This is a genomic window from Rhodococcus sp. 06-462-5 (assembly GCF_002258315.1).
GTDB lineage: Bacteria > Actinomycetota > Actinomycetes > Mycobacteriales > Mycobacteriaceae > Rhodococcoides.
In genome coordinates, this window is record NZ_NOYD01000001.1 from 402974 (window position 1) to 426085 (window position 23112).

The 23112-nt window shown below is 66.4% G+C and carries 22 protein-coding genes and 1 tRNA gene; 8 read left to right on the forward strand and 15 right to left on the reverse strand.

Annotated features, from left to right (window positions below):
• Window positions 1-65 precede the first annotated feature (65 nt).
• A complete protein-coding gene (locus CH251_RS02000; protein ID WP_231893757.1) occupies window positions 66-602 on the forward strand; it encodes a hypothetical protein in 537 nt (178 codons plus the stop codon).
• Between the two features lie 48 nt (window positions 603-650).
• On the opposite strand, the gene CH251_RS02005 is transcribed toward CH251_RS02000, so the two are convergent.
• Window positions 651-1127 (reverse strand): 2-isopropylmalate synthase, encoded by a 477-nt coding sequence (locus CH251_RS02005; protein ID WP_094611563.1) that lies wholly within the window; start codon window positions 1125-1127, stop codon window positions 651-653.
• Window positions 1128-1356: 229 nt separating this feature from the next.
• On the opposite strand from CH251_RS02005, the gene CH251_RS02010 reads away from it, so the two are divergent.
• Complete coding sequence (locus tag CH251_RS02010; protein WP_094611564.1) at window positions 1357-2559, forward strand: ATP-binding protein; 1203 nt, start codon at window positions 1357-1359, stop codon at window positions 2557-2559.
• 4 nt (window positions 2560-2563) lie between these two features.
• Here the strand turns inward: CH251_RS02010 and CH251_RS02015 are convergent, their stop codons facing one another.
• Window positions 2564-3748: an alkane 1-monooxygenase gene (locus tag CH251_RS02015; protein WP_094611565.1), complete on the reverse strand. Its 1185-nt coding sequence runs from the start codon at window positions 3746-3748 to the stop codon at window positions 2564-2566.
• 169 nt (window positions 3749-3917) lie between these two features.
• On the opposite strand from CH251_RS02015, the gene CH251_RS02020 reads away from it, so the two are divergent.
• Entirely contained in the window at window positions 3918-4772 is an 855-nt protein-coding gene (locus tag CH251_RS02020) for an alpha/beta hydrolase (protein WP_094611566.1), read from the forward strand.
• Window positions 4773-4801: 29 nt separating this feature from the next.
• Window positions 4802-5647, forward strand: coding sequence for a patatin-like phospholipase family protein (locus CH251_RS02025; protein ID WP_094611567.1), 846 nt, complete (start codon window positions 4802-4804; stop codon window positions 5645-5647).
• A 9-nt stretch (window positions 5648-5656) separates the two neighbouring features.
• Here the strand turns inward: CH251_RS02025 and CH251_RS02030 are convergent, their stop codons facing one another.
• Window positions 5657-6565, reverse strand: a complete 909-nt coding sequence (locus CH251_RS02030) for an amidohydrolase family protein (RefSeq protein WP_094611568.1) — start codon at window positions 6563-6565, stop codon at window positions 5657-5659.
• Window positions 6552-7238 carry a dienelactone hydrolase family protein gene (locus tag CH251_RS02035; RefSeq protein ID WP_094611569.1) on the reverse strand — a complete coding sequence of 229 codons (687 nt, stop codon included), beginning with the start codon at window positions 7236-7238 and terminating at the stop codon, window positions 6552-6554. The genes CH251_RS02030 and CH251_RS02035 overlap by 14 nt, the downstream gene beginning before the upstream one ends.
• A 106-nt stretch (window positions 7239-7344) precedes the next feature.
• On the opposite strand from CH251_RS02035, the gene CH251_RS02040 reads away from it, so the two are divergent.
• Entirely contained in the window at window positions 7345-8322 is a 978-nt protein-coding gene (locus CH251_RS02040; protein WP_094611570.1) for an NADPH:quinone oxidoreductase family protein, read from the forward strand.
• A 20-nt stretch (window positions 8323-8342) separates the two neighbouring features.
• On the opposite strand, the gene CH251_RS02045 is transcribed toward CH251_RS02040, so the two are convergent.
• Both CH251_RS02045 and CH251_RS02050 read right to left on the reverse strand, forming a co-directional pair.
• Window positions 8343-9698 (reverse strand): AarF/ABC1/UbiB kinase family protein, encoded by a 1356-nt coding sequence (locus tag CH251_RS02045; protein WP_094611571.1) that lies wholly within the window; start codon window positions 9696-9698, stop codon window positions 8343-8345.
• On the reverse strand, window positions 9695-10258 hold the full coding sequence (locus CH251_RS02050) for a TetR/AcrR family transcriptional regulator (RefSeq protein WP_179273689.1): 564 nt from the start codon (window positions 10256-10258) through the stop codon (window positions 9695-9697). Before CH251_RS02050 ends, CH251_RS02045 begins: the two co-directional genes overlap by 4 nt.
• A gap of 104 nt (window positions 10259-10362) precedes the next feature.
• Here CH251_RS02050 and CH251_RS02055 point away from each other — a divergent pair, with 104 nt between their 5' ends.
• Complete coding sequence (locus CH251_RS02055) at window positions 10363-10980, forward strand: DUF998 domain-containing protein (RefSeq protein ID WP_179273690.1); 618 nt, start codon at window positions 10363-10365, stop codon at window positions 10978-10980.
• Here CH251_RS02055 and CH251_RS02060 read toward each other — a convergent pair.
• The gene (locus tag CH251_RS02060; protein WP_094611573.1) at window positions 10963-11742 is read right to left on the reverse strand and encodes an enoyl-CoA hydratase/isomerase family protein; all 780 of its coding nucleotides are present in this window, start codon (window positions 11740-11742) and stop codon (window positions 10963-10965) included. The two genes, CH251_RS02055 and CH251_RS02060, sit on opposite strands and share 18 nt — an antisense overlap.
• A 79-nt stretch (window positions 11743-11821) precedes the next feature.
• On the opposite strand from CH251_RS02060, the gene CH251_RS02065 reads away from it, so the two are divergent.
• Window positions 11822-11895 (forward strand) — tRNA-Met (locus tag CH251_RS02065).
• An 84-nt stretch (window positions 11896-11979) separates the two neighbouring features.
• Here CH251_RS02065 and CH251_RS02070 read toward each other — a convergent pair.
• The 5 genes from CH251_RS02070 to CH251_RS02090 all read right to left on the reverse strand — a co-directional run bounded on the left by CH251_RS02070 (window position 11980) and on the right by CH251_RS02090 (window position 19682).
• Window positions 11980-12603 carry an LON peptidase substrate-binding domain-containing protein gene (locus tag CH251_RS02070; RefSeq protein WP_179273702.1) on the reverse strand — a complete coding sequence of 208 codons (624 nt, stop codon included), beginning with the start codon at window positions 12601-12603 and terminating at the stop codon, window positions 11980-11982.
• A gap of 11 nt (window positions 12604-12614) precedes the next feature.
• A complete protein-coding gene (locus tag CH251_RS02075) occupies window positions 12615-13529 on the reverse strand; it encodes an alpha/beta fold hydrolase (protein ID WP_094611575.1) in 915 nt (304 codons plus the stop codon).
• A gap of 99 nt (window positions 13530-13628) precedes the next feature.
• Window positions 13629-16187, reverse strand: a complete 2559-nt coding sequence (locus tag CH251_RS02080) for an alpha/beta fold hydrolase (protein ID WP_094611576.1) — start codon at window positions 16185-16187, stop codon at window positions 13629-13631.
• A 184-nt stretch (window positions 16188-16371) separates the two neighbouring features.
• Window positions 16372-18894: an ABC transporter permease gene (locus tag CH251_RS02085; RefSeq protein ID WP_094611577.1), complete on the reverse strand. Its 2523-nt coding sequence runs from the start codon at window positions 18892-18894 to the stop codon at window positions 16372-16374.
• 53 nt (window positions 18895-18947) lie between these two features.
• Entirely contained in the window at window positions 18948-19682 is a 735-nt protein-coding gene (locus CH251_RS02090; RefSeq protein WP_094611578.1) for an ABC transporter ATP-binding protein, read from the reverse strand.
• Window positions 19683-19757: 75 nt separating this feature from the next.
• Between CH251_RS02090 and CH251_RS02095 the strand changes: the two genes are divergently transcribed.
• Window positions 19758-20522: a deoxyribonuclease IV gene (locus CH251_RS02095; protein ID WP_094611677.1), complete on the forward strand. Its 765-nt coding sequence runs from the start codon at window positions 19758-19760 to the stop codon at window positions 20520-20522.
• Here the strand turns inward: CH251_RS02095 and CH251_RS02100 are convergent.
• The 3 genes from CH251_RS02100 to CH251_RS02110 are packed head-to-tail and all read right to left on the reverse strand — an operon-like array spanning window position 20500 to window position 23079.
• Window positions 20500-21195 (reverse strand): hypothetical protein, encoded by a 696-nt coding sequence (locus tag CH251_RS02100; RefSeq protein WP_143537940.1) that lies wholly within the window; start codon window positions 21193-21195, stop codon window positions 20500-20502. The genes CH251_RS02095 and CH251_RS02100 overlap by 23 nt on opposite strands.
• A gap of 57 nt (window positions 21196-21252) precedes the next feature.
• Window positions 21253-21777, reverse strand: coding sequence for a DUF309 domain-containing protein (locus CH251_RS02105; protein WP_094611580.1), 525 nt, complete (start codon window positions 21775-21777; stop codon window positions 21253-21255).
• Window positions 21778-21813: 36 nt separating this feature from the next.
• Complete coding sequence (locus CH251_RS02110; RefSeq protein ID WP_094611581.1) at window positions 21814-23079, reverse strand: multidrug effflux MFS transporter; 1266 nt, start codon at window positions 23077-23079, stop codon at window positions 21814-21816.
• Window positions 23080-23112: the final 33 nt, after the last annotated feature.

Consider the following 23112-nt stretch of genomic DNA (forward strand, 5'->3'; position numbering starts at 1 on the left):
CTTTAGTATAAACACCAGTTACAGGTAAAAGGAACCGTGTCGGAGCCGAGTGAGAGACTGCTGTGATGACCGACTCCTCCCCCGTGTCGATTCCCCCTGCCCCGGCGTCGACTCCCCCGAGTCGCGTCCCCATCGCCTGGCCTGCCGAATGGCCCGTCGAGGTCCGAAAGATCGCCGACGCCACGAACGATGCCCTCGCCGCGGTTGCGGCGCGGGATCCGATCGCGTTCGACGACGCCGTCGAACTACTGGGCCGCTCGGACTCGGCGCAGGCCGGGCACGTGCATGCCGAAATGGTACGCACGTTGCTCGAAGAGGTACATAGCGATGGCTTGACCGGCGAGAACGTCCAGGAGGTGCTGGGGCGAACCGTGCGAGGCGCGGACTGGCTGCCGAATCTGGACATCGCGGGGTTCGTCGAGGTGCTCACCGGAGCCCTGGGGGTTTCCGACGTCGAAGAGCAGTCGCGCACGAAACCCCGTCCGGCACACGCATTGTTGGTGGTTGCGGACCTACTCGCGGTTCGCCGCGGTCGCGCAGAGACCTACCTGCGCCGCGCACTGGCCGAAGTACACCGAGCCGAGACGATCGAGATGCCCTAGCGAGATCTTCCCCTGTCTTGTACAAGCGCTAGACAGGCCAAGAAAGCGCTACCGATGCAGGATGTTCGCTCCGGCGATGATGGCCCGGACGGCCGACAGGGTTGCGTCGGCCTCGAGTGCCATCGACCATTCGCGACGACCGTCGTGCTCGGCCAGGATGAAGGTCGCCGTCTCGTCGCCGACGATCTGCTGGTGGAACGAGAGGATCTCGATGCGGAATCCGGCGTCGTGCAGCATCGACGTCAACGCCTCGATCGGCCCGTAAGACGTTGCAGCACAAGTGATGATGGTGTCGCCGAGGCCGAAGGTGGCGTCGAACGACGTCTTGCCCCCTGGGGCTCGAGTTCCGGTCCAGGAGCCCATTCGAAGCGGTCCTGTGGTGGGCGAGAAGCGGTCGGTGAATGCCGTCCACGTCATGGTGTGCCAGGTGGACTCGGTGATCTCGTCGCGCATCGTGCGCGGCAGAGCGCAGCCGAAGCGGCCGTGGAAGGGATCGGTGGCGAAAGAAGAAGCAAGTGCATTCATGGGAGTGGTCCTGGCGAATGTGAAGGGAGGACCGAGAGAGCACGACGACCCGCAGCGAGGGGTCGGTCCGAATCAGACCCCGCTACGGCGGCGTACTACGAGAATGCGCTTCACAGCGTCGAACTTAGCCGCGACCTGGACTGGCGCGCAAGTATCGAGCGAATACAGATCTCTAGGACACGAGCTAGATGTCCGCATATATCGCACGATTCGTTGTAACTTTGGCCCCATGGACCCCGTGCGTAACCCTTACGCTCCCGGCGCCGGCCAGCGCCCACCCGAGCTCGCAGGCCGAAAGAAGCAGCTCGACGCCTTCGACGTGGTGCTCGAACGCATCACCCGCGGCCGACCGGAACGCAGCGTCGTACTCACCGGGCTGCGAGGCGTCGGAAAGACGGTGCTGCTCAATCAACTCCGATCCGCGGCGATCGCGCGCGGATGGGGCACCGGGAAGATCGAGGCTCGCCCCGACCAGGAATTACGCCGCCCGCTGTCCTCGGCACTGCATATGGCGGTCCGCGGGATCGCGGCCTCGCATCGCGACCCCGAACGCGTCGACGAGTTCCTCGGCGTACTCAAGGCCTTCGCCCTGCGCTCCACGGCCGACAAGGGCATGCGGGAACGCTGGCAACCCGGCATCGACGTCCCGGCCAAGACCGGCCGCGCCGACTCCGGCGATATCGAGATCGACCTCGTGGAACTGCTGCTCGATGCCTCCGCGCTGGCCGGCGACGTGGGCGTGGGCATCGCCATCTTCATCGACGAGATGCAGGATCTGGGACCAGCCGATATCTCCGCGCTGTGTGCGGCCTGCCACGAGCTCAGCCAGGACACCGCGCCGCTGATCATCGTCGGGGCCGGGCTGCCGCACCTGCCCGCGGTGCTCTCGGCGTCCAAGAGCTACTCCGAGCGTCTGTTCAGCTACCACCGGATCGGGCGGCTCGAGCGGGCCGCGGCCGATCTGGCCCTGATCGCCCCGGCCGACCGCGAGGACGTCGAATTCACTCCGGAAGCTCTGGACGCGCTGTACGCGGCCGCCGACGGATACCCGTACTTCGTGCAGGCGTACGGCAAGGCGACGTGGGATCTCGCGGCCGACACCCCGATCACCGTCGAGGACGTGCGCGTCGCCGCCCCGACGGCGGAGGAGGAACTGGCCGTCGGATTCTTCGGTTCTCGCTACGAACGGGCAACGCCGGCCGAGCGCGAATACATGCGCGCGATGGCCGAACTGTCGGTGGACGACGGCTCGGTGCCGACCTCGGCCGTGGCGACCGAGCTGGGACGCAAGCCTGCGTCGTTGTCTCCGGCGCGGGACGGCCTGATCAAGAAGGGCCTGATCTACTCGGCCGAGCGCGGAACCATCGCTTTCACGGTCCCGCACTTCGGTCGCTACCTGCGCGCACAGACCGACGAGCCTGCAGCGGTGTGAAATTTCAGTGCGCCTCGGCTCGCTCGACACACAGCTGCTCGAGCTTCCGCACTGCCCTGGGGTCGGACCGATCGACGTTGACGAGGTCTGCGTCACCGTCGTAGAAATCGATCAGTCGTTGGTCCATCACCCGGCGCCACAGCGGCGGAACCAGCGAGCAGAAGATCATCACCGCGTAGCCGGCCGGTAGCTGCGGGGATTCGTCGACGGTGCGCAATGCCTGGTATCGGCGCACCGGATTCGCGTGATGGTCGCTGTGACGTTGCAGGTGGTAGAGGAACAGGTTGCTCCACAGGTGATCGCTGTTCCAGCTGTCCCGGTGAGTCGGCTTGCCGTATCGACCGCTGGGCCGCTTCTGGCGCAGCAATCCGTAGTGCTCGAGGTAGTTGGCCGCCTCGTACAGGACGATGGCGATCGCGGCCTGCAGCACCAGATACGGCACGATCACGGTGCCGAAGACGGCGATCAGTACGCCGAACAGCGCGACGCTCATGGCCGCGGCGTTGAACAGATTGTTTCGGTACGTCCACCGCGACAGCCCCTGCCGGGCGAGGCGTCGCGACTCGAGCTCCCAGGCCGAGCGCAGGCCGTGCACGACGGTGCGCGGCAGAAACTTCCAGAACGACTCGCCGAATTTGGCGGACGCCGGGTCCTCCGGGGTCGCCACGCGCAGGTGATGGCCGTGATTGTGTTCGACGTAGAAGTGGCCGTACAGAGTCTGTGCCAACGTCACCTTCGACAGCCAACGTTCGAGGCGGGCACGCTTGTGGCCCAGTTCGTGGGCGGCATTGATGCCGACGCCACCGACGATGCCGACGGTGATGGCCAGGCCGATCCGCTCGGGCACTCCCAGCGGTCCGTGCGCCCACAGGTAGCAGGCGGCAACGAGCCCCGCGTACTGCAGCGGCAGGAACAGGTAGACGCACCAGCGGTAGTACCGATCGTTCTCCAACGCGGCGATCGCCTCGTCCGGGGGATTGCTGCGGTCGACACCGGCGAATTTGTCCACTAGGGGCAGTGCGATGCCCATGATCATCAGACCGAGGGTCCAGAAAGCACCGGGACCGAGGAGGGTCACCAGACCCCAGGCCAGGAACGGGCTCAGGGGAATAATCAGTCCCAACGGCCACAGGTAGCGTTTGGGGTCGCGCCACCGCGGCGACGTACTCGTGGCGGACTCATCACGCATTGAAGGTTTCTTCACTCCTGGTCGGTGTCGTGCCCCGAGGTGCGAGGACAGATCGGTAGTGGCGTGTCACAACTACATCGCCCGTTCCACGATGATAGTTACCCAAGCAAAAATCTGTGGGTTCGCCGATGAGCCGTCGAAGGCCCCGCCGCCCTTGTACGGTGACCGAATGGAGCATGTCGAGTCGTCGTTCGTCGGAGTTCACGGAACCCGAATCGTCTACGACGTCTGGACCCCCGAGACCACGTCGACCGGGATCTTGGTGCTCGCTCACGGCCTGGCCGAGCATGCCGGCCGGTACCGGCACGTCATCGAACGGCTGGGCTCGCTCGGCGTCGTCGTCTACGCGCCCGACCACCGCGGACACGGGAGATCCGGTGGCAAACGGGTGTCGCTGGAGAAGTGGTCCGACTTCACCGACGACCTGCACACGCTGTTCGGCGTCGCAGCCGCCGAGCATCCGAATCAGCGCACCTTCCTGCTCGGCCACAGCATGGGCGGTGCCATCGCGCTGTCGTACGCGCTCGACCATCAGGGCGACCTCGACGGTCTGATGCTGTCCGGACCTGCAGTGGCTCCCAGCGTGGGACAGCCGAAAGCCTTGGTGGCGGTGGGTAAGGTCCTCGGACGATTCCTCCCGGCAATTCCCGTGCTGAAGCTCGACCCCCATCTCGTCTCCCGCGACAAGGATGTGGTCGACGCCTATCTCGCCGATCCGCTGGGATACCACGGCGCGGTTCCGGCGGGCCTGGCCGCAGCCATGCTGGGCGTCGGGGAGACCTTCCCGGCTCGACTGCCGTCGCTGAAGATCCCCGTGCTGCTCCAGCACGGAACGGCGGACGGATTGGCCGATGTCTCGGGCAGTGAACTGATCGCCGAGCTGGCCGGATCCGACGACCTGACCCTGAAGACGTACGACGGGCTGTTCCACGAAGTGTTCAACGAACCGGAGAAGGAGCGCGTACTCGACGACCTCATCGCTTGGCTGCGTCCCCGTGTACACACCGGCGCTGTAAGTTCCTGACGGATCTTTTCGAAGAAGGGGGTACCACCATGACCAGGCGAGCACTCGTATTGGGCGGCGGCGGAGTCGCAGGTATTGCGTGGCAGACGGGTGTCCTACTGGGATTGGCGGAATCAGGAGCCGACGTCACCGACGCCGAGATGCTGCTGGGAACGTCGGCCGGCTCCTCGGTCGCGGCCCAGATCTCGAGCGGAGCCGCGTTGGCCGAGCTGTTCGAGCGTCAAGCAGACGAAGCGAAGCAGGACCACGAACCGCATGCCGAGGCGACCATCGACGAACTGGTCTCCATGCTGGCTCGGGCGGCCCAGAACTCGGACGGCAGTGCCATCGACACTCGCAGGCGCATCGGCACCGAAGCGCTCGCGGCCTCGACGATCACCGAGCGTGAGCGCAGGGCGATCATCGAACGACGGCTGCCGTCGCCCACGTGGCCCAACCGCGATCTGCGGATTGTCACCGTCGACGCGGTGACCGGGCGGCATCGGGTACTCGATCGTGGCTCGGGCGTCCAGCTGATCGACGCCGTGGCCGCGAGCTGCGCTATCCCGGGAATGTGGCCGCCGGTGACGATCGGCGATCATCGCTACGTCGACGGAGGTATTCGGGCGAGCGAGAATGCCGATTTGGCAGTCGGTTTCGAGAAGGTGCTGGTGTTCAGAGTCGGAGCGCTCGACCTGGAGAACGATCCCTTCGACGTCGAACGAGAGCGACTGATCAAGGGCGGCTCCAAGGTGGAAGTGATTGCCCCCGATGCCGATTCGTCGGCGGCCATCGGACCCGATGCCACCGACGTCGCCGTCCGATCGGCTGCGGCCGTGGCCGGACGCGCACAGGGCAACGCCATCGCCGCGCGCATCGCCGAGTTCTGGGTCTAGAGAACCTCTCTAGCCGAACAGGGCAGCCCCGTTTCCCCAGCAGACGGCACGAACCCAGTCGTCACCGAGATCGAGTCGGCGCACTGCCTGCAGGGCATGCAGATACGGGTACGGGATGTTGGGGAAGTCGCTGCCGAACAGAATGCGATTCTGTAGATCGAGTAGCCGGGGCAGTTCGTGTCTCGGAAACGGTGCGCCTGCCTCCGAGAAGTCGGTGAACGACATCGTGGTGTCCAGCCGGACGTTCTGGTAACGATCGGCCAGGTCGAGGAAGTCGCCGTACTCGGGCATGCCCATGTGCGCGATGATCAACGGAAGCTTCGGGAACCGCTGCAGCAGTGCGGCAATGGGTTCCGGTCCGGTATGGGTGCCGGGTGCCGGGCCTGATCCGCAGTGGATCACCACGGGTACCTCGGCATCGGATATCGCACCCCAGACGCCGTCGAGCCGGGGATCGATCGGTGAATAGTTGCCGACCTGGATGTGCGACTTGAAGATTCGAGCGCCGTTCGCCAAGGCCTGCTCGACGTACTCGGTGGCTCCGTCCTCGGGGTAGAAGGTGGCGGTCTGCAGGCAGTCGGGGGTGCGGGCCGCGAAGTCGGCACCCCACGAGTTGAGCCAGGCCGCCATCGACGGCTTGTGCGGGTAGATCATCGACGTGAACTGCCGTACTCCGAACCCCCGAATGACGTCCAGCCGTTGTTCTTCGGCGAACCGGTAGGAGATGGGCCAGACGCTGCCGGTCAGCGGACCGGCACTGTCGAAATAGCTCCACACCTTGTCCATCACGTTCTTCGGCATGAAGTGCGTGTGGACGTCGAACAGGCCGGGCAGCGACAGGTCGGTCCAGAAGGCGACGATCCGTTCCGTCTCCTCGGCAAGTTCGGCGTCGGAGCGCGGCGGCTCAGCGTGCGACATGGGCGTCGAACCACTCGAGAGTCTTGCCCCAGGCATCGGCGGCGGCGTCGGCGTCGAACACGGCAGGGCGGTCGTCGCAGTGGAATCCGTGCTTGCCGTGGGCGTACCGCGTGATCTCCGTGGCCACCGGTGCCGTGGCGGTGATCTCGCGCAGCGTCTCGACGTCCTGGAACGGGATGCCCTCGTCCAGGTCCCCGAAGAAGCCGTGCCAGGGGGTCTGGAGGGCGTCGCCCACCGAGGCCATCGCGGGATAGCCGAAGCGGCCCTTCGTTATTCCGCCGCCGTAGAACGTCGCTGCCGCACCGAGGGGGCGTCGAACGGCGGTCTGGAACGCGACACTGCCGCCCATGCAGAAGCCGACGATGGCGATCGACGAGGGCTCGAATCCCAATTCGGCGAGGGCACTCGCCGCCGCGTCCACGTCGGAGTCCACTTCGTCCGCCTCGAGTTTGCCGATGGCCGCCATGGCCGAATCCATGTCCGAGTAGTCGAGCACGGTGACGCCCTCCTGCCGGTGGAACAGATGCGGGGCGACCGCGACCCACCCTGCAGCCGCGACGCGATTGCAGACGTCGACGATGTGGTCGGTGACCCCGAAGGCCTCCTGGATGACGATGACGCCGCCGCGGGCATCACCATCGGGCCGAACGACGGTGAGGGGAGTGGTGTTCATCCCTCGATTGGAGCACATCACCACTAGCGCATGCCGGTAACAACGGTGAGTTCCGCAGTTTTGTACGGTGGCGTGCAGGGAACGATCCCGACCGAGAGGACAACTCATGCGTGCGGTTCAGATCTCCAGCCTCGACGGACCCGATTCGGTGAGCGTGGTGGACATCGACGCGCCTGCCCCGCGCGACGGGTCGGTGGTCATCGAGGTCCATGCGGCGGGTGTCGCCTTTCCCGACGCATTGCTCACCCGCGGGCTCTACCAGTACAAGCCCGAACTACCGTTCGTCCCCGGCAGCGAGATCGCCGGCATCGTCCGGTCGGCACCGCCGGAGTCCGGCTTCTCGGCAGGTGATCGAGTAGCCGCCCTGACCGGATTGAGCGACGGCATGGCCGAGGTCGCCGTGGTCTCACCCGACACTGTGTTCGCGCTGCCCGAGTCGGTGTCGCTCTCCGCAGGGGCAGGGCTGTTGTTCAACGACCTGACGGTGCACTTCGCGCTTCGTGAGCGCGGTCGTCTGGCCCCGGGCGAAACGGTCCTGGTACACGGCGCAGCAGGAGGCATCGGAACCTCCGCGTTGCGAATGGCTCCGGTACTCGGCGCATCTCGCGTCATCGCCGTCGTGAGCTCGCAGGCCAAGGCGGACATCGCCCGCTCCGCTGGAGCCACCGATGTGGTGCTGGTCGACGGGTGGAAGGACGCGGTCAAGGAACTGACCGGCGGCCGCGGCGTCGACGTCGTCGTCGATCCTGTGGGTGGTGACCGGTTCACCGACAGTATCCGCTCGCTTGCGCCGTCCGGCCGAATCCTGGTGCTGGGCTTCACCGGTGGCGAGATCCCGACGGTCAAGGTCAACCGGCTACTGCTCAACAACGTCGACGTCGTCGGCGTCGGTTGGGGTGCATGGTGGATGACGCGCCCGGGCTACCTCGCCACCCAGTGGGCCGAGATCGAACCGCTCCTCGCCGACGGATCGCTCAGCGCGCCGGAGCCGTCGGTGTTCCCGGCCGCCGACGCTGCCGCCGCCATCGCATCACTGGAAAACCGCACTGCCGCAGGCAAAGTGGTGCTGGACTTCACACGCTGAGTTGGGGTCGGGCTGCCGGTTCATTCCGGCAGCTCGACGCCCCTCGCCTCGGCCAGGGCTGCGATCTCGGCAGGGAAGACGTTCTTGAACACGAACGGATCGGTTCCGAGCGCCCAGTTCGGTGCGAGCTCGATGGCGTATCGCTCGAAGTAGCCGAGTTGCTTGGCCACCAGGATCAATTCCTCCGGGCTCGACGTCTTGTACTGCTTGCCCATGCCCACCAGCGCTCGAATGAAGTCCGCCAGGCTGAAGTGCGCGAGGGTTGCCGAAAGCATCGGCGCGAACACCGACTGCAGGATCGCGCCGACCTCGGCGTCCGAACCCATCTGCGGGGCAACGATTCCCAGCCGCTTGACGGTACCGGCGAGTCGGGTGAAGTCGCCGTCGATCACGGTGGCGTGGAACAGGTCGAGCAGCAGCGCGCGCCACTGCTCGTCCACTTCGCCCATGACTCCGAAATCGAGGAACGCGACCCTGCCGTCGTCGAGGACCCAGACGTTTCCCGCATGCACGTCGCCGTGGAAGAGGCCGTGCAGCACAAGGGCTTCCATCCAGACCTTGGCCGCACGGCGGACGATCAGCTCGGACTGATCTCCCGGCTCGTAACGGTCGAGTGGGGAGCCGTGCATGCGTTCCATGCAGATCACGCGCCCGCCGCAGTAGTCGAGAAACACCTCGGGCGCGGTGACGTGCTCGTTGTCGCCGAACGCGCCGATGGCCGCGCGAAAGCTGTCCTGCCGCTTGGCTTCCACGGCGCTGTCGAGTTCGGCGAAGGTGGCAGCGTGCAGGTCGACGATGATCGCCGACGCGTTGGCCGTGGCGAAGAACGGAATGAACTTCTCGAGTCCGCGGGCGATGAGGTACGCGATACGCAGGTCGATCTTCATGCGGTGATAGATGCCGCGACGCTGCACCTTCATGACCACTTCGCGGCCGTTGTCACGGCGCACGCACAGGTGCACCTGAGCGACCGAGGCGGACGAGAGCGGCACGTCGTCGAACGAGGAGAACAGCTCGTCGATTCCGCGGCCCAGATCGGCCTCGATCACCGCGCGCGCCTGCGACCCGGGAAACGGTGGCACCTCGTCGAGGCAGCGTAGACAGGTGTCGGCGAGGACCTTGGGAAACAGCCCCGGTGAGGACCCCATCAACTGCCCGACCTTGACGAAGGTGGGGCCGAGAACGAAGAAGGCGTCGACGACGGCCTCGGAGGCGTGCAGCGGCCACCCGCGCCGTGGCGCGCGCACCCAGCGGCCGATCGCGACGAATTGGAAGTACGCCAACACCGAGCCGATGACGATGAGCCGCAGCAGTTCTCGTACCCCGAACTTCCTCAGCTCGGGTGCCGGCTTCGGTGTCAGAGGCTCGGGTGTCATGCGTGCACCCCCGCAGGCACGCGTGCTGCCGAGGCTTCCAGGCGTGCCAACAGTCGATCGAACCGCGTTGCATCGTCGGAGGCGCGTGAGAGCACCAACGCGCCCTGAATTCCGGCCACGATCTCCTCGGCCAGTTCGGCTGCCGAGTCGCCGTGCCCAAGACGGCTCAGTACCGGAGTGAGTGCGTCGATCCAATGGGTGAAATGCGTTGCGACGCGGCCCGAGAACACCGCACGTTCGAGACCGAGCGTGAACGCTCCGAACAGGCACACCAGACGATTGGACCGGAAGTATCGCGCGGTTTGCTCGAACATCTCGTGGGTGGTCGACGCGGCATCGGTGCCGTGTCGCAACGGCTCGAACACGTTGTGGTGGAACCACAGCTCGACGTCGTCGAGGACTGCCTCGGCCATCTCCTGCTTTCCCCGCGGAAAGTAGTGGTAGAGGCTGCCTTTCCCCAGGCCGGTCTGTTTGCTGATGACGGCGAGGGACGATCCGTCGAAACCGTGGTCGCGGAACACCCTTGCGAGTATCGGCACCACGTCGTGGCGATCGCTCATGAGCCGGTACTGTACCAATCGGTACACGCCAGGTGTATCGGGGCTCCGGGAGTGGAGCCTGCGAAATGACCCATCGGGGTCGAGCCGAGATGGGTCGTACAGCTGTGAAGAGAACTACCGTCCTGGCCGCTGGAGCCTTTCTCGTCGGCGGGGTGACCTATCTGGCCGCCGAGGCCGTCGCCGCGCTCGGGTGGACGGACCGGCCGTACAGCTACGCCCGCAACAACATCAGCGACCTCGGAATCCCGGACATCTCGCCGCTGCACACGGTGATGAACACCGGCTTCGTCGTCGACGGCACGTTGTTCGTCCTGGCGGGGCTGGGACTGTCGGTGCTCTTCGAGGGCCGCGCGCGGTGGATCGTGGCCGGCACCTCCGTCGTTCACGGTGTCGGCAGCATCGTCGTCGGGCTCGCTCACGCCTCGGTCGCCGGGGCCTCGACGCCCCATGCGGTGGGTGCGGGCATGGCGATCGTCGGCGGCAATCTGGTGCTGCTGGCGGCAGGCCGATACGGCGGCCGCGTCGGCGCGCCGCGTTGGTACACGGTGGGCAGTGCGACTGCAGGAGTGGCAGGCCTGGTGGGGCTGGCTCTGTTTCTCGCCGACACCGGAATCCTCGGCGGCGGAACATTCGAGCGCATCTCGGTCTACACCATCATCGGATGGGAGATCGTCACCGGTGCAACGATTCTGGTCAAGCGCCGCCTACTCGAAGTCGGGTGACTCCTTTGCGAGGAAAGCGCGTACGCCCTCCTTGCCATCCGCCGACTCGAACGCCTCCTCGAACACCGGCAACGCCCGTCGCGCCGGCAGGCCGGGGGACTCGCCGAACGTGAGAGCGAGGGCGCGCTTGTTCGCCCGAACAGCAGAGCGGGACTTTCGCGCCAACGCCTGCGCCAAGCCCAGTGCCACCGACAACGACTGTCCACGCGGAGCGACTCGATTGATCAGGCCCCATTCCAGAGCAGTCTCGGCCGAGACGGGCTCGCCGAGCAACACCAGTTCCGCCGCGCGCGCCTGACCCACCCGCCGCAGCGCACGCATGGACCCGCCGCTGCTGGGGATCACACCGAGGTCGATCTCCGGCAGTCCGAGTCGAGCTCCCGCGTCGGCGACGACGAGGTCGCAGCACAGCGCCATCTCGAGGCCGCCGCCCAACGCGAATCCGTCGATCGCCGCGACCGTGGGTAGCGGCAGATCGTCCAGCAACTCGAGGGTGGCGTTCTCGAGATTGCTCTTGCGGGCGAGTACGTCACCGCCGTCCTGCATCTCGGGCATCTCGGCTATGTCCGAGCCGGCACTGAACACCCGGTCGCCGGTGAGAACGATCGCCCGAACCGAGGCATTGTCGGCCAGCTCGAGAAGGACTGCGCGTAGTCGCCGCGTTGCCGGTCGGGTCAGCGCGTTGACCGGCGGATTGCTCAGCGTGATCTGCGCGACGGCCGCGTGCGGGAAGGTCAGGACGGGAGAAAGTGCGGTGGGCATACTTCGGAACCGTAGAGCGTGCGGCTGACCTGGTGATTGGGAGACTGCCGAGAAGGCATGTAGGTTGGTGAACACCCGACGCGGGGTGGAGCAGCTCGGTAGCTCGCTGGGCTCATAACCCAGAGGTCGCAGGTTCAAATCCTGTCCCCGCTACTACGCGAGTCAGGCCCGACATCGATGATGTCGGGCCTGACTCGTCTGTGCTGCCCTCGCCTGTGGTGCCGGTGCGTTCGCGAATCAGGGCTGCAGTCTGAACTGCACGACAGCGGTGACATTCTCGATCGCGTCGTCGAGAGCGGTCATGCGTGCTCTGGCGTCGGGCGCAGACAGGATGTCGAGTCGATCGGACTGACCCATCGGAATCAGTGCTGCCAGCGACCAGATTTTCTCGGCGGCCGAGATCGGCAGGCCCAGGAAGTCCGGAACACCGGGTGTGGCGACGTTTTCCGTCGATTCGAGTCGGCCGATCAGCTCGTAGAGATCTTCGACCCGTGCCCAGGTGGCGTCGAATTCGGTGTCGGCGATCACCGCGTCGGTATCTTCGTCCGGCCACGCTCGAACGTCGGCCTGTGGGTACGGATCGTCCGGCAGCCAGGCGTCGATCCTGATCCGTTCACCGCCGACGCACTCGAGAAGAAATCGGCCGTTGCCGATGGACTCGTGACCGATGATGTGTGCGACCGTCGCCACATCGTGCCGTACGTCGCCGCCGCCGGCCTCGTGCCCACGCGCGATGAGTACAACGCCGAAGCTCGGGTCGTCCTGCTTCAGGCAGTCGTGCACCAGAGCTTGGTAGCGCGGCTCGAAGATGTGCAGGGGTAGGCGTTCGCCGGGGAGCAGCACACTGCCGAGCGGGAACATCGGTGTCACGCTCACGGGTGCTGCAACGGAACAGCCGCCGGGGTGATCGCCGCAGGCGCGCTCTTCTCGGTCCGGTTGGAGTCCAGGAATTCGTCGAGCAGTCGGAAGAAGAAGTCCGGCTCGTCGAGCTGGGGAAAGTGGCCGGCGTCGGGAAAGATCTCGACGCGACTGTTCGGGACCTCGCGTCGAATGTTGTCGGCGTGCTTGGCCGGAATCATTCGGTCCTTGCCGCCCCAGACGAGCAGCGACGGAATCGACTCGAACTTCTCGAAATGTTGCTTCGCGCTGACGGTCTGACCACGCGGGCCAACCACTGCTCGCGTCGACGCCAGAAATGCGCCGCGGGTGGAGCGGTCCGCCACGGACCGGAACGACCGCCAGGTCTCGGCCATGCTGGGACCCGGCTCGACCGGCAGACCCCATCTGCCCAACTGCGCCAGCGCACTCTCGGTGTTCTTACGGAACCAGTCCGATGCGAGCAGGGGCAGCACCAGCTCACTGCCGGGCAACGTCGCGGCCTTGAGGAGCAGGCTCACTTCGGGGCCGAGGCCGCCGCTGCTGACCAGCGCCAGGCGATCGACCCGCTCGGGGAAAAGGTACGTCAGCTGCATGACGATGCCACCGCCGAGGGAGTGACCGACCATCGGAGCGGAATCGATGTTCAGGTGATCCATGAGATCGCGAATGGTGGCCGAGTGCGAACTCAGCGAGTAGTCACCGGTCGGCTTGTCGGACTCACCGTGGCCGAACAGATCGGGCGCGATGACCCGATACTTCTGCGACAGACGCTCGAGCTGCGTGCCCCAGGACTGATGCGATCCGAGTAGGCCGTGAACCAGAATCACGGGCGGGCCGTCGCCCATGTCCACGTATCGCAGGACGTCCTTGTGTAGTTCTACCGACTGCAATTCGTACGATGAACTCATGGTCGACCTCCTCGTCGTGTGATTCCCGGGTCGTCGCGTGGCTCGGCGAGCCGCTGGCACAAACGTACAAGCTGAGCCGACACTGCGACAGACCCTCGGTCAGCGCGCGAGCCCCGCCTCGTCGAAGGTGTTGGCGATCGTCTCGGCCAAGTGTTCGGCCATCGGTTCGCGCAACATGTCGACGTGATCTCCGGGGATGTCGACGAAGCTCAGCTCACCACGACCGACCGTCTGCCACGACCTGAGATCCTTCACGTTCTCCGCTGTGCGAACCACGGTCATCGAACCCGACCACGGTGTCGGCACGTGCTTGTTCAACGCCACGTACCCGATGCTCGCGAAGACCAACCATTCCATCGTCGTCGGGTACCGCAGCAGCCCGGCGAACTGCATCCGTACCCAGAGGGCGGCGGTGCCGACGCGGCCGAGGTGGAAGCCCGCTTCTTCTCGCGTCCGAGCCGGCGGAGCAGCCGGAACCTCGGTACCGCCGGGCAACTTGTCCAGCAGATGCCGGAACAGCCGTGTGTCGAGAAGCAGCAGGTGCGGGGAGCCCAGGCCGGAGTCTCGGATCTCCTCCGCCATCGCGATGGCGATCCAGCCGCCGAGCGAATGGCCGACCAGATGGAACGGGCCCTCGGGCTGGACCGTACGAACAGCGTCGACGTAGCGCTTCGCGGTTCGCCGAATCGTTCGGTCCGGGCGTCCGCGCTTGCCTCGGCCGTGCGCCTGCAACGCATACACCGGGCGGTCGTCGTCGATGTGTTTGACGAGATTGAGGAACGCCATCGCCCCGACACCTGCACCACCGATGAGGAAGATCGGTGCCTTGCTGCCCTCGGTGCGCAGCGGCACGAGCACATCGTGTTCACCGGTTGTGCGCCGGCGCGCAGTCGCTGCGTCCTCGAGGCGGGCATCGACTGTCACGGCCAGCGCTCGAACAGTGGTCGCCGCGAACACGTCCTCCGGCGTCAGATCGATCTTCAGGCTCTCGCGGAGGTGAGCCAGCATTGCCGTTGTGGTCAGCGAGTTGCCGCCCAGCGCCAGGAAATCCTCGTCCCGGCCGATGGTGTCCAGTCCGATCGCGGTGCGTGCGGCCTCGGCCACGATGTACTCGGTCGGGCCGACCGCCGTGCGCTCGACGCGTCGATCGGCGGGCTCTGGCAGTGCACTTCGATCGAGCTTGCCGCGCTCGTTTCGCGGCATCGCGTCGAGCGCGACGATATGGGTGGGCACCATCCATTCCGGCAGCGTCCGGCGCAGCGACGCTCGGATCTCGGCCACGGAGGGTCGTCGCTCGGAACGGGCCGAGCACACGTAGGCGACCAGGTCGGTATCGGTGCCGGAGGTTCTGCCGATCACGGCGGCGTCGCCGATCCCCGGCATCGCGCGCAGTGCTGCCTCGACCTCGGCCGGCTCCACCAGATATCCGCGCACCTTGACGGCGTCGTCGATGCGTCCGGCCAGGTGCAGCGTCCCGTGTTCGTCGAGTCGGCCCAGATCGCCGGTGCGGTACCGGAAAAGACCGTCGCCGAGGGCGGTGAATCGTTGGGAGTCCAGACCGGCACCGCCGAGGTAGCCGTCGGCCAAGCAATTCGCCGTCACCCGTACTTCGCCGATCACGTCGGGTGCACACGTCGAACCGTCGGAGGTGACGACTTCGACGAGCTTGCCTGCGATGGGTCTGCCTGCAGGGAGAAAGCCCGACGGCAGCGCTCGTTCGGGCGGGTATTCGCCGTAGGCGACGGCACCGGCTTCGGTGGTCGCGTACCAGTTGACCACCGTGGCGCGGCTGTCGAATCGCCGCCGGAAGCCGTCGGCGTCGTCGGAGTGCAGCGATTCCCCGTATGTGACGACCACCCGCAGCGAAGGTACGGCCCCGCGCCCGGTGGGTCCGTGATCGGCCGCGGAGACAGCACGCAGCAGCGAGGACGAGCAGTGCAGCGTGGTCAGTGAATGCGCGGCTGCCCACTCGACGGTGCTGCTGGGGACACCCGACCTGGGGTCGCGGCAGTGCACAGCGGCGCCGCTGAGCAACCCCGCGAACAACGTGTTCAAGCCGGCACCGAAGCTGACCGGAAGGGAGTTTCCGACGCGGTCGTGTGGGCTCAGCGCCAACGCGTTGGCAACCTCGTATGCCTTGGTCAGGCACATGCGGTGGCTGAGGATCACACCTTTGGCGGTGCCGGTGGATCCCGAGGTGTAGTTGATCACCGCGGTGTGGTCGCCCGACAGCGTCGGCAGCGGAACACAGGAATCGACGGCGGCGGCGACGGCGGCCGAGTCGATCGCCGTCGCGTCTGCTTGGTCGATGATCGTGGCGCGGCGCTCGGCGGGAAGCATGGGGTCGAGCGGAACCAGGGGATGGCCCGCGGTGACGACGGCCAGCATCAGCACGATCGAATCGGGCGTCGCGTCGGTGTCCACGGCGAGCGGCCGAGAATCGGCGGGAAAGAGGGTGGCGATCTTCCGGGCCAGCGAGTAAGCGCGGTGGAGGAGCTCGTCGAACGTCAGCGAGGTGCCGTCGACGTCGAGTGCGACGGCGTGCGGCAGGGCGTGAGCCACCTCGCGGTAGCGGGCCATGAGGGTGTCGCGGCGTTCGGGCCGGCACAGTGGGGCCAGTGAAAGTCGGGTCGGCGCATCGATGTCCTGAATCGACATGATTCTCCTTGCACGAGCCCGACCCGTGATTGCGAAGTCGGTTTGTTGCTCACAAACCGTCTTCGAGACTGTTTTAACGTCTCAAAGGTAGACGCGCATGGCCTTTTTACGCAAGCGGAAAACCGGACATTCCACAACAATCGGGTGACGTTGCGGAATGTCCGGTCGGTTTCCGGGCCTGCCCCTACAGGTCCGCGATGGCCTCCAGTGGCTTCGTGCGTGCGGCTCGCACGGCGGGCCACAGCGCCGCCAAGACTCCGACGACGGCCGAGCCCAGCAGCATCGCCACCACCTGGCCCCACGGCACGGTCATGGTGCCCAGGCCCTCGTCGCGCAGAGTCTGCACGAATCCCCACCCGAACGCGATGCCGAGGACGACGCCCACGATTGCGCCGAACAGGGCGATGAGCAGCGACTCGAGATAGATGATGCGACGAACCTGGGGCCGCTGCATGCCTATCGCCCGCAGCATGCCGATCTCCCGACGCCTCTCCACGACCGACAGGGCCAGCGTGTTGACGATGCCGAGCACGGCGATGACGACGGCCAATGCCAGCAATCCGTACAGCACGGCGAGCAGGGTGTCGATCTGCTGACCCTGGCTGCCCTTGAACTCCTCGACGTCCTGAACCTGGACGACGACGAACGGCTTGGTCGCGGCTTCGAGGTCGGTGCGCAGCGTGCCCAGGTCGGTACCGGGCGTGGCCTTGACCAGAACCAGGATGTCGGACCGGGTGATGGACGGCGTCACCTCCTGGTAGATATCGCCCGAGACGATCCAGCTCCCGATGAGCGGATTGTCGGTGAACACGCCGGTGACGGTCACGGGGACCGACGCCCCGTCCACGGTGTCGAAGGTGACCTCGGTTCCGACCGTCCATCCCCGGTTGGCTGCTTCGGTCTCCGACACCGAGAATCCGTCGCTGTCCAGGTCTGCCGTGCCCTGGACCATCGACAGCTCGAGCAGTCCCTCGGGCGAGCCGTCGATGGCGGCGCCGTACTCCTCCTGGCCGGCGATGGTGACGAACACCGGGTGCAGTACCGCCGTGCGGTCCACGCCGCTCACCTGTTGCGCAGCAGTCGTGGCACCGGTCGGAACGCCGATGGACTGCGGACCGGTGAGGATGTAGTCCGCCTCGACGCCGGTGTCGACGAGTGAGTCGACGCTGGCCTTGGCAGTGGATCCGAGCACGCCGATGACCGTGACGAGCATGAGGCCGAGCATCAGCGCGAAGGCGGTGGCCGCGGTGCGTCGCGGGTTGCGTACCGAGTTGGTCCTGGCCAAGCGTCCGATCGCTCCGAACGGACGGGTGATGACGGCACCCAGCGCGCCGACCACAGGCCGTGACAGCGACGGTGCGGCCAGTGCGGTGGCGACGATCAGCGCGACGGCTCCCGCGCCGACCGTGCCGGCGGCCGCTCCGCCGGTCGACTGCGCGCCGATGATCAGTGCGGCCGCGCCTGCGATTCCCAGGCCGACGCCGACGAACGTCCGGGTGCGCAGGGTGTCGCCCGCAGAGGCGAACTCCTCGCGCATCGCGGCGACCGGTGGAATCTTGGCCGCTCGTCGGGCGGGTGCGTACGCGCTCAGCACGGTGACGACGATGCCGACGGCGAAGGCGACGGCAACGGTGCGCGGCTCGAGCGCCAGCGGTCCCGACGGCAGGCCCAGGTCGAAGGCGTTGAGCAGTGCCCGTAGTCCGTAGGCGAGCCCGACTCCGCCGACGAAGCCCAGCACGCTGCCGATGACGCCTACGACGAGAGCTTCGAGGACGACCGAACGGCTGACCTGCCCGCGGCTGGCTCCGATGGCGCGCAGCAGTGCCAGTTCGCGGACGCGCTGAGCGACGATCATCGAGAACGTGTTGTAGATGATGAAGGTGCCGACCAGCAGGGCGATCCCACCGAAGGCGAGCAGGAAGTAGTTGATGAACGACAGCGCCGACTCGACCTCGGCCTGAGTCTCCGCCTGTACGTCCGCGGCCGTCTGGACCTTCAGATCTGGGAACGCCGCGGCGATCTCGTCGCGAAGATCGCTCTGACCCAACCCTTGCGCGGCGAGATCGTTGCCTGCGACGTCGATGTACTGCACGTGGGCACCGTCGGTGAACAGCTCGTTCGCCTGGCTCTGCACGAACTGGATTCCGATGTAGCCACCGGATTCGGTTGCCGTGGAATAGATTCCGACAATCGTGACGTCGGTGATGCCCTTGGACGGCACGAGAACCTGCGTGGCGTCACCCACCTTCAGGCCGGCGCGTTCGGCACCACCGGCGTTGATCACGACCTGACCGGGAGCGGTGGGAGCCGAGCCGTCGACGAAGGTGGTCGGATCGCCGAGTCGTTGATCGTCGGGGAGGTACGACTCACCGATGGTCGGTGCGCCGCCGGACTGTACGGCAGCCCCGTCCGACCCCAGCAGTACCAACTGCCCGCCGACGTACGGGGACACGGCGCGCACGTTCGGCAGTGCCGAGATCGCCGCGATGTCCTCGTTCGGCACGCCGGACGAGCGCGCGTCCTCGGGGCTCACTCGAACGTCCGCGCCCTGCGCGGTATCGGCGAACAGCGAGGAGAAGGTGCGCTGGAGGGTATCGGTGAACACGAACGAACCCGCGACGAATGCCGTGCCGAGCACCACGGACAGTACGGTCAAGGCAAGCCGAACCTTGTGTGCAGCAAGGTTTCTCAACGACACCTTGCGCATGGGATTGCCCGACGGCTTTTGTCGAGGAGGTTTGCTGGAAACGGAATGCGCCATTATCGGACCGTCTCCAGCTTCTTCATCCGCTCGAGTACGGCGTCGGCCGTGGGCGAGTTCAGCTGATCGATGACCGATCCGTCGGCGAGGAACACGACGCGGTCGGCGTAGCTGGCCGCGCGTGGATCGTGCGTGACGATGACGACGGTCTGATCGAATTCGTCTGCGGCAGTGCGCAGGATCGACAGCACCTCACCGGACGAGCGGGAGTCCAGGTTGCCGGTCGGCTCGTCGCCGAACACGATGTCGGGCCTGCCTGCCAGTGCACGTGCGCACGCCACTCGCTGCTGCTGTCCGCCCGAGAGTTCGCTGGGGCGGTGATCGAGGCGGTCACGCAGGCCGAGTCGGTCGACCACGGTGTCGAGCCATCCCTGGTCCGGTGTGCGGCCGGCGATGTCGAGAGGCAGCGTGATGTTCTCGAGCGCGGTGAGCGTCGGGACCAGATTGAAGGCCTGGAACACGAATCCGATTCGGTCCCTGCGTAATCCGGTCATCTCCTTGTCGGACAGCGCCGTCAACTCGGTGTCGCCGATGGTCACCGTTCCCGAGGATGCATTGTCCAAACCGGCCAGGCAGTGCATGAGCGTGGACTTGCCCGAGCCCGACGGGCCCATGATTGCGGTGAATTCTCCGCGAGCGAATTCCACGCTCACCCCGGACAGTGCGTGGACCTGGGTGTCCCCTGATCCGTAGACCTTCGATACGTTGACCGCACGTGCGGCGATGTCGCTCATGGTTGCCAGTGTTGCAGCGTTCTGCGCCGGTTGCTATCAGGGGAGACCCTGAACACCACCCCTATGATGGGCCTCATGCGCATCGGAGCCCACGTCCGCGACAGCAGCGACCCTCTCGGTACGGCCGAGGCGCTCGGCGTCGACCTCGTCCAGATGTTCCTCACCGATCCGCAGAAGTGGAACAAGCTCACCCCGCACCCGCAGGGCGAGGCGCTGCTGAGGGGCGATGTCGACGTGGTGGTGCACTCGTCCTACGTCCTGAACGTGGCGAGCTTGAACAATCGGATCCGCATTCCCTCGCGCAAGGCCGTCGTCGAGCAGGCTGCCGCTGCGGCCGAGATCGGGGCCATCGGGTTGGTCGTCCACGGCGGCCACGTCCGTGAGGGCGAGGACACTGCGAAGGGAATCGACAACTGGCGCAAGCTGTTCGAGCGCCAAGCGGAGCAGGGCGGCTTCGCCGTGCCGATCTTCGTCGAGAACACCGCGGGCGGAGACTCCGCGATGGCGCGCCACTTCGACGACATCGCCCGGTTGTGGGACGCGATCGGTGAATTCGGTGCCGGATTCTGTCTGGACACCTGTCATGCGTGGGCCGGGGGCGAGGATCTGGTCGACGTGGTCGACCGAATCAAGGCCATCACCGGGCGAATCGATCTGGTGCATCTGAACAATTCACGCGACGAGTTCGACTCGGCGCGAGACCGGCACGCAAATCTCGGCACCGGAACGATCGACGCCGAGATTCTGACGGCCGTCGCACTGGCGGCCGACGCGCCGGTGATCCTAGAGACCCCGCCCGAGGGGATCGAAGACGACGTCAGGCTGCTGAAGAGCCTGTAGTCGTGACAGCGAGGTCGTGCACGGCCACCGACCACAGCCGGATCAGTTCGTCGATGCCGTGCAGATTCACAGCCCAGGTGATGCGCGCCAGCACGGTACCCGCATCCGTCACGGTGATCCCGATGTCGATGGCGTGATCGCGGCGGGGCTCGGCCCGTGCATCCTCACGCAGGATTATCTGGGCTCCCGCGCGCGAGGCCAGCGCGGGATAGTTGCGAGTCAGTGCGTAGTCGCGGCCGCCGTTCGGCACCGAGCCCAGTCGCCTCGATACCTCGTCGAGGAGGTGCTCGCGGTGGGCGGGGACGGCGAGAGCGTCGGAATGGATCGAAGGGAGCCGGACCGGGTGAACTGCCTGGGTGTTGTCGAGATCGAGGTCCACCAACACGCCGGCCGAGGAGCCGCGGCGGTTGTTTCTCTGCCACGTGGACACGGCCGAGCCCAAGGCCGCGAGCAGCAGAACGCGGCGGCGGTGCAGGCCGTCGGGCAACACGAACGTCATCGACGTCTGCTCGAATTCCGTGGGCCGTTCGGTGAGCAGCGGTCGCTCTGCCGGGGTCAGGACGGCTACCCAGTACGGAACCTGTTCGGCCACCTCAGTGCAGAGAGTGCGTCCGAGCTGGGCCGGGCTGATCGTCTCGCGGTGCACGAGTCTCAGCGGTGCGAACACGGTCACTCCGACGAACCCCACTTCCGATCCGGATTGTCCTAGCCTTACCTAACCTTTCCCAGGTTAGCTCGAGCCGGAATCGGAGGCCAGGACGCCCCCGTCGGGATCGGTTCGGCCGGTGGCGCGCAGCGCCGGAATGCCGGGAGCGACCGGTAACCTTCCGGTCTCGAGCTCGTCCAGCAGGCCCTCCGACCAGGTCAACAGCCCGGTGACGTCGAGACGATGCGGAGGGTCGGACTCGAAGGCGATGAGCCGGTCGTGTCCTTGCCGGAGCAGTGAACCGGCACCGACGCGGTTGCCGCGCATCAGATGGGTCAACCCGACGGCCAGTTGGGCGAGGCCCTGCCACAACGGACGCTCGTCGGGCGAGCAACTCTTCCACGTGCCTTCCAGTACCTCGTGCGCATGGAAGGGCATGTTCGCGTCGAGGAATCTCTGCGCTTCGACGAGGGCGGCGGTGGGAGGAAGACGGAGGTCGTCGGGAACACGTGGGGTTCCGTTGCCGCCGCGCGAGAGTGGCCGCCCGAGACCGTCACGAGGCCTGGCGTTGAGGGGTTTACCGTGCGCATCACGTTCGCGTTCGGCCATGGCGGAAACCCTAGTGGGTAGTGGCCCGCACCGAGCTCACAGCCGCGAAGACGAACGTGCGGTGATGACACCCAGTGCTGCCAGGGCGGCGGCAGAGGTGACGACCATCGTGGTGGACACGGCAACGGCGTCGTTTCCGAGTGCACCGACGATCGGCGCAACGATGGCACCGAGCCCGAATTGAGCTGCTCCGAGGAGGGCAGCGGCACCGCCTGCGGCCTCACCGTGCCTGGACAGCGCGAGCGCAGGCGCGTTGGGCATCACGAAACCGACGGCACCGAGCACGAACCACAGCGGAACCACGAAGCCGATCATCCCGCCGATCTCGGCGATCGCCAGCACGGCCATGACGCCGCCCGCGAGGACGGCGAACGACAGCGCAGCCAACACGATCTGCACCGGAGCGAAGCGTCCGAGCAGGAGGACGTTGAGCTGAGATGCACCGATCAGCGAGATCGCACCGGCGGCGAAGACGATGGCGAACTGCTGCTCGTCGAGGCCGAACTCCTCCTGCAGCACGAACGACGATCCGGCGATGTAGGCGAACAACGAGGACATCGCGAGGGCCGCGACGAGGACGAGCACCACGAACTGGGCGTCGCGCAGCAGTGAACGGTAGGTGCGCAACACCGGCATGACGCCGCTCGCGCGACGACGCTCGGGCGGCAGCGTCTCGCGGAGCGACACGATCGCCAGTGTCATCAGGGCGACACCCATGATCGCCAGCGCGGCGAACACGAGCCGCCACGATCCCACCAGCAGCACTGCACCGCCGAGCGAGGGAGCCAGCACCGGGGCGACACCCATGACGAGCATCAGCCGGGACAGGACGGTTGCGGCCGCGCGGCCGCTGAACAGGTCTCGCACGATGGCCATCGCGACCACCGCAGCAGCCGCAGCACCGAGACCCTGCACGACGCGTAGGCCACCGAGAACGGCGATGTTGGGAGCCACGATGCACGCGACGGAGGCCAGGATGTGCACCCCGGTGCCGACGATGAGCGGTAGGCGACGGCCGACGATGTCCGAGAGCGGGCCGATGACGAGTTGGCCGAGGGCGAGCCCGATCAACGTGCCCGCGAGGGTGAGCTGCACGGCCGACGACGGGGTGTTCAGGTCGTCGGCGATGGCCGGGAGAGCCGGCAGGTACATGTCGATGGTCAGTGGACCGAGCGCGATGAGCGCGCCGAGCACCAGGATCACCCGCAGGCGTTCCTTCGATGTCGGCTCGGGGGACGCGCTCGTTGTCGGTGCTTCGGCTACGGCTGTCTCGGCTGCTGACGTGTTCGGTGCTTGGGCCACCCGAGGTTCAGCAACCGGGGCACTCGTTCTGTT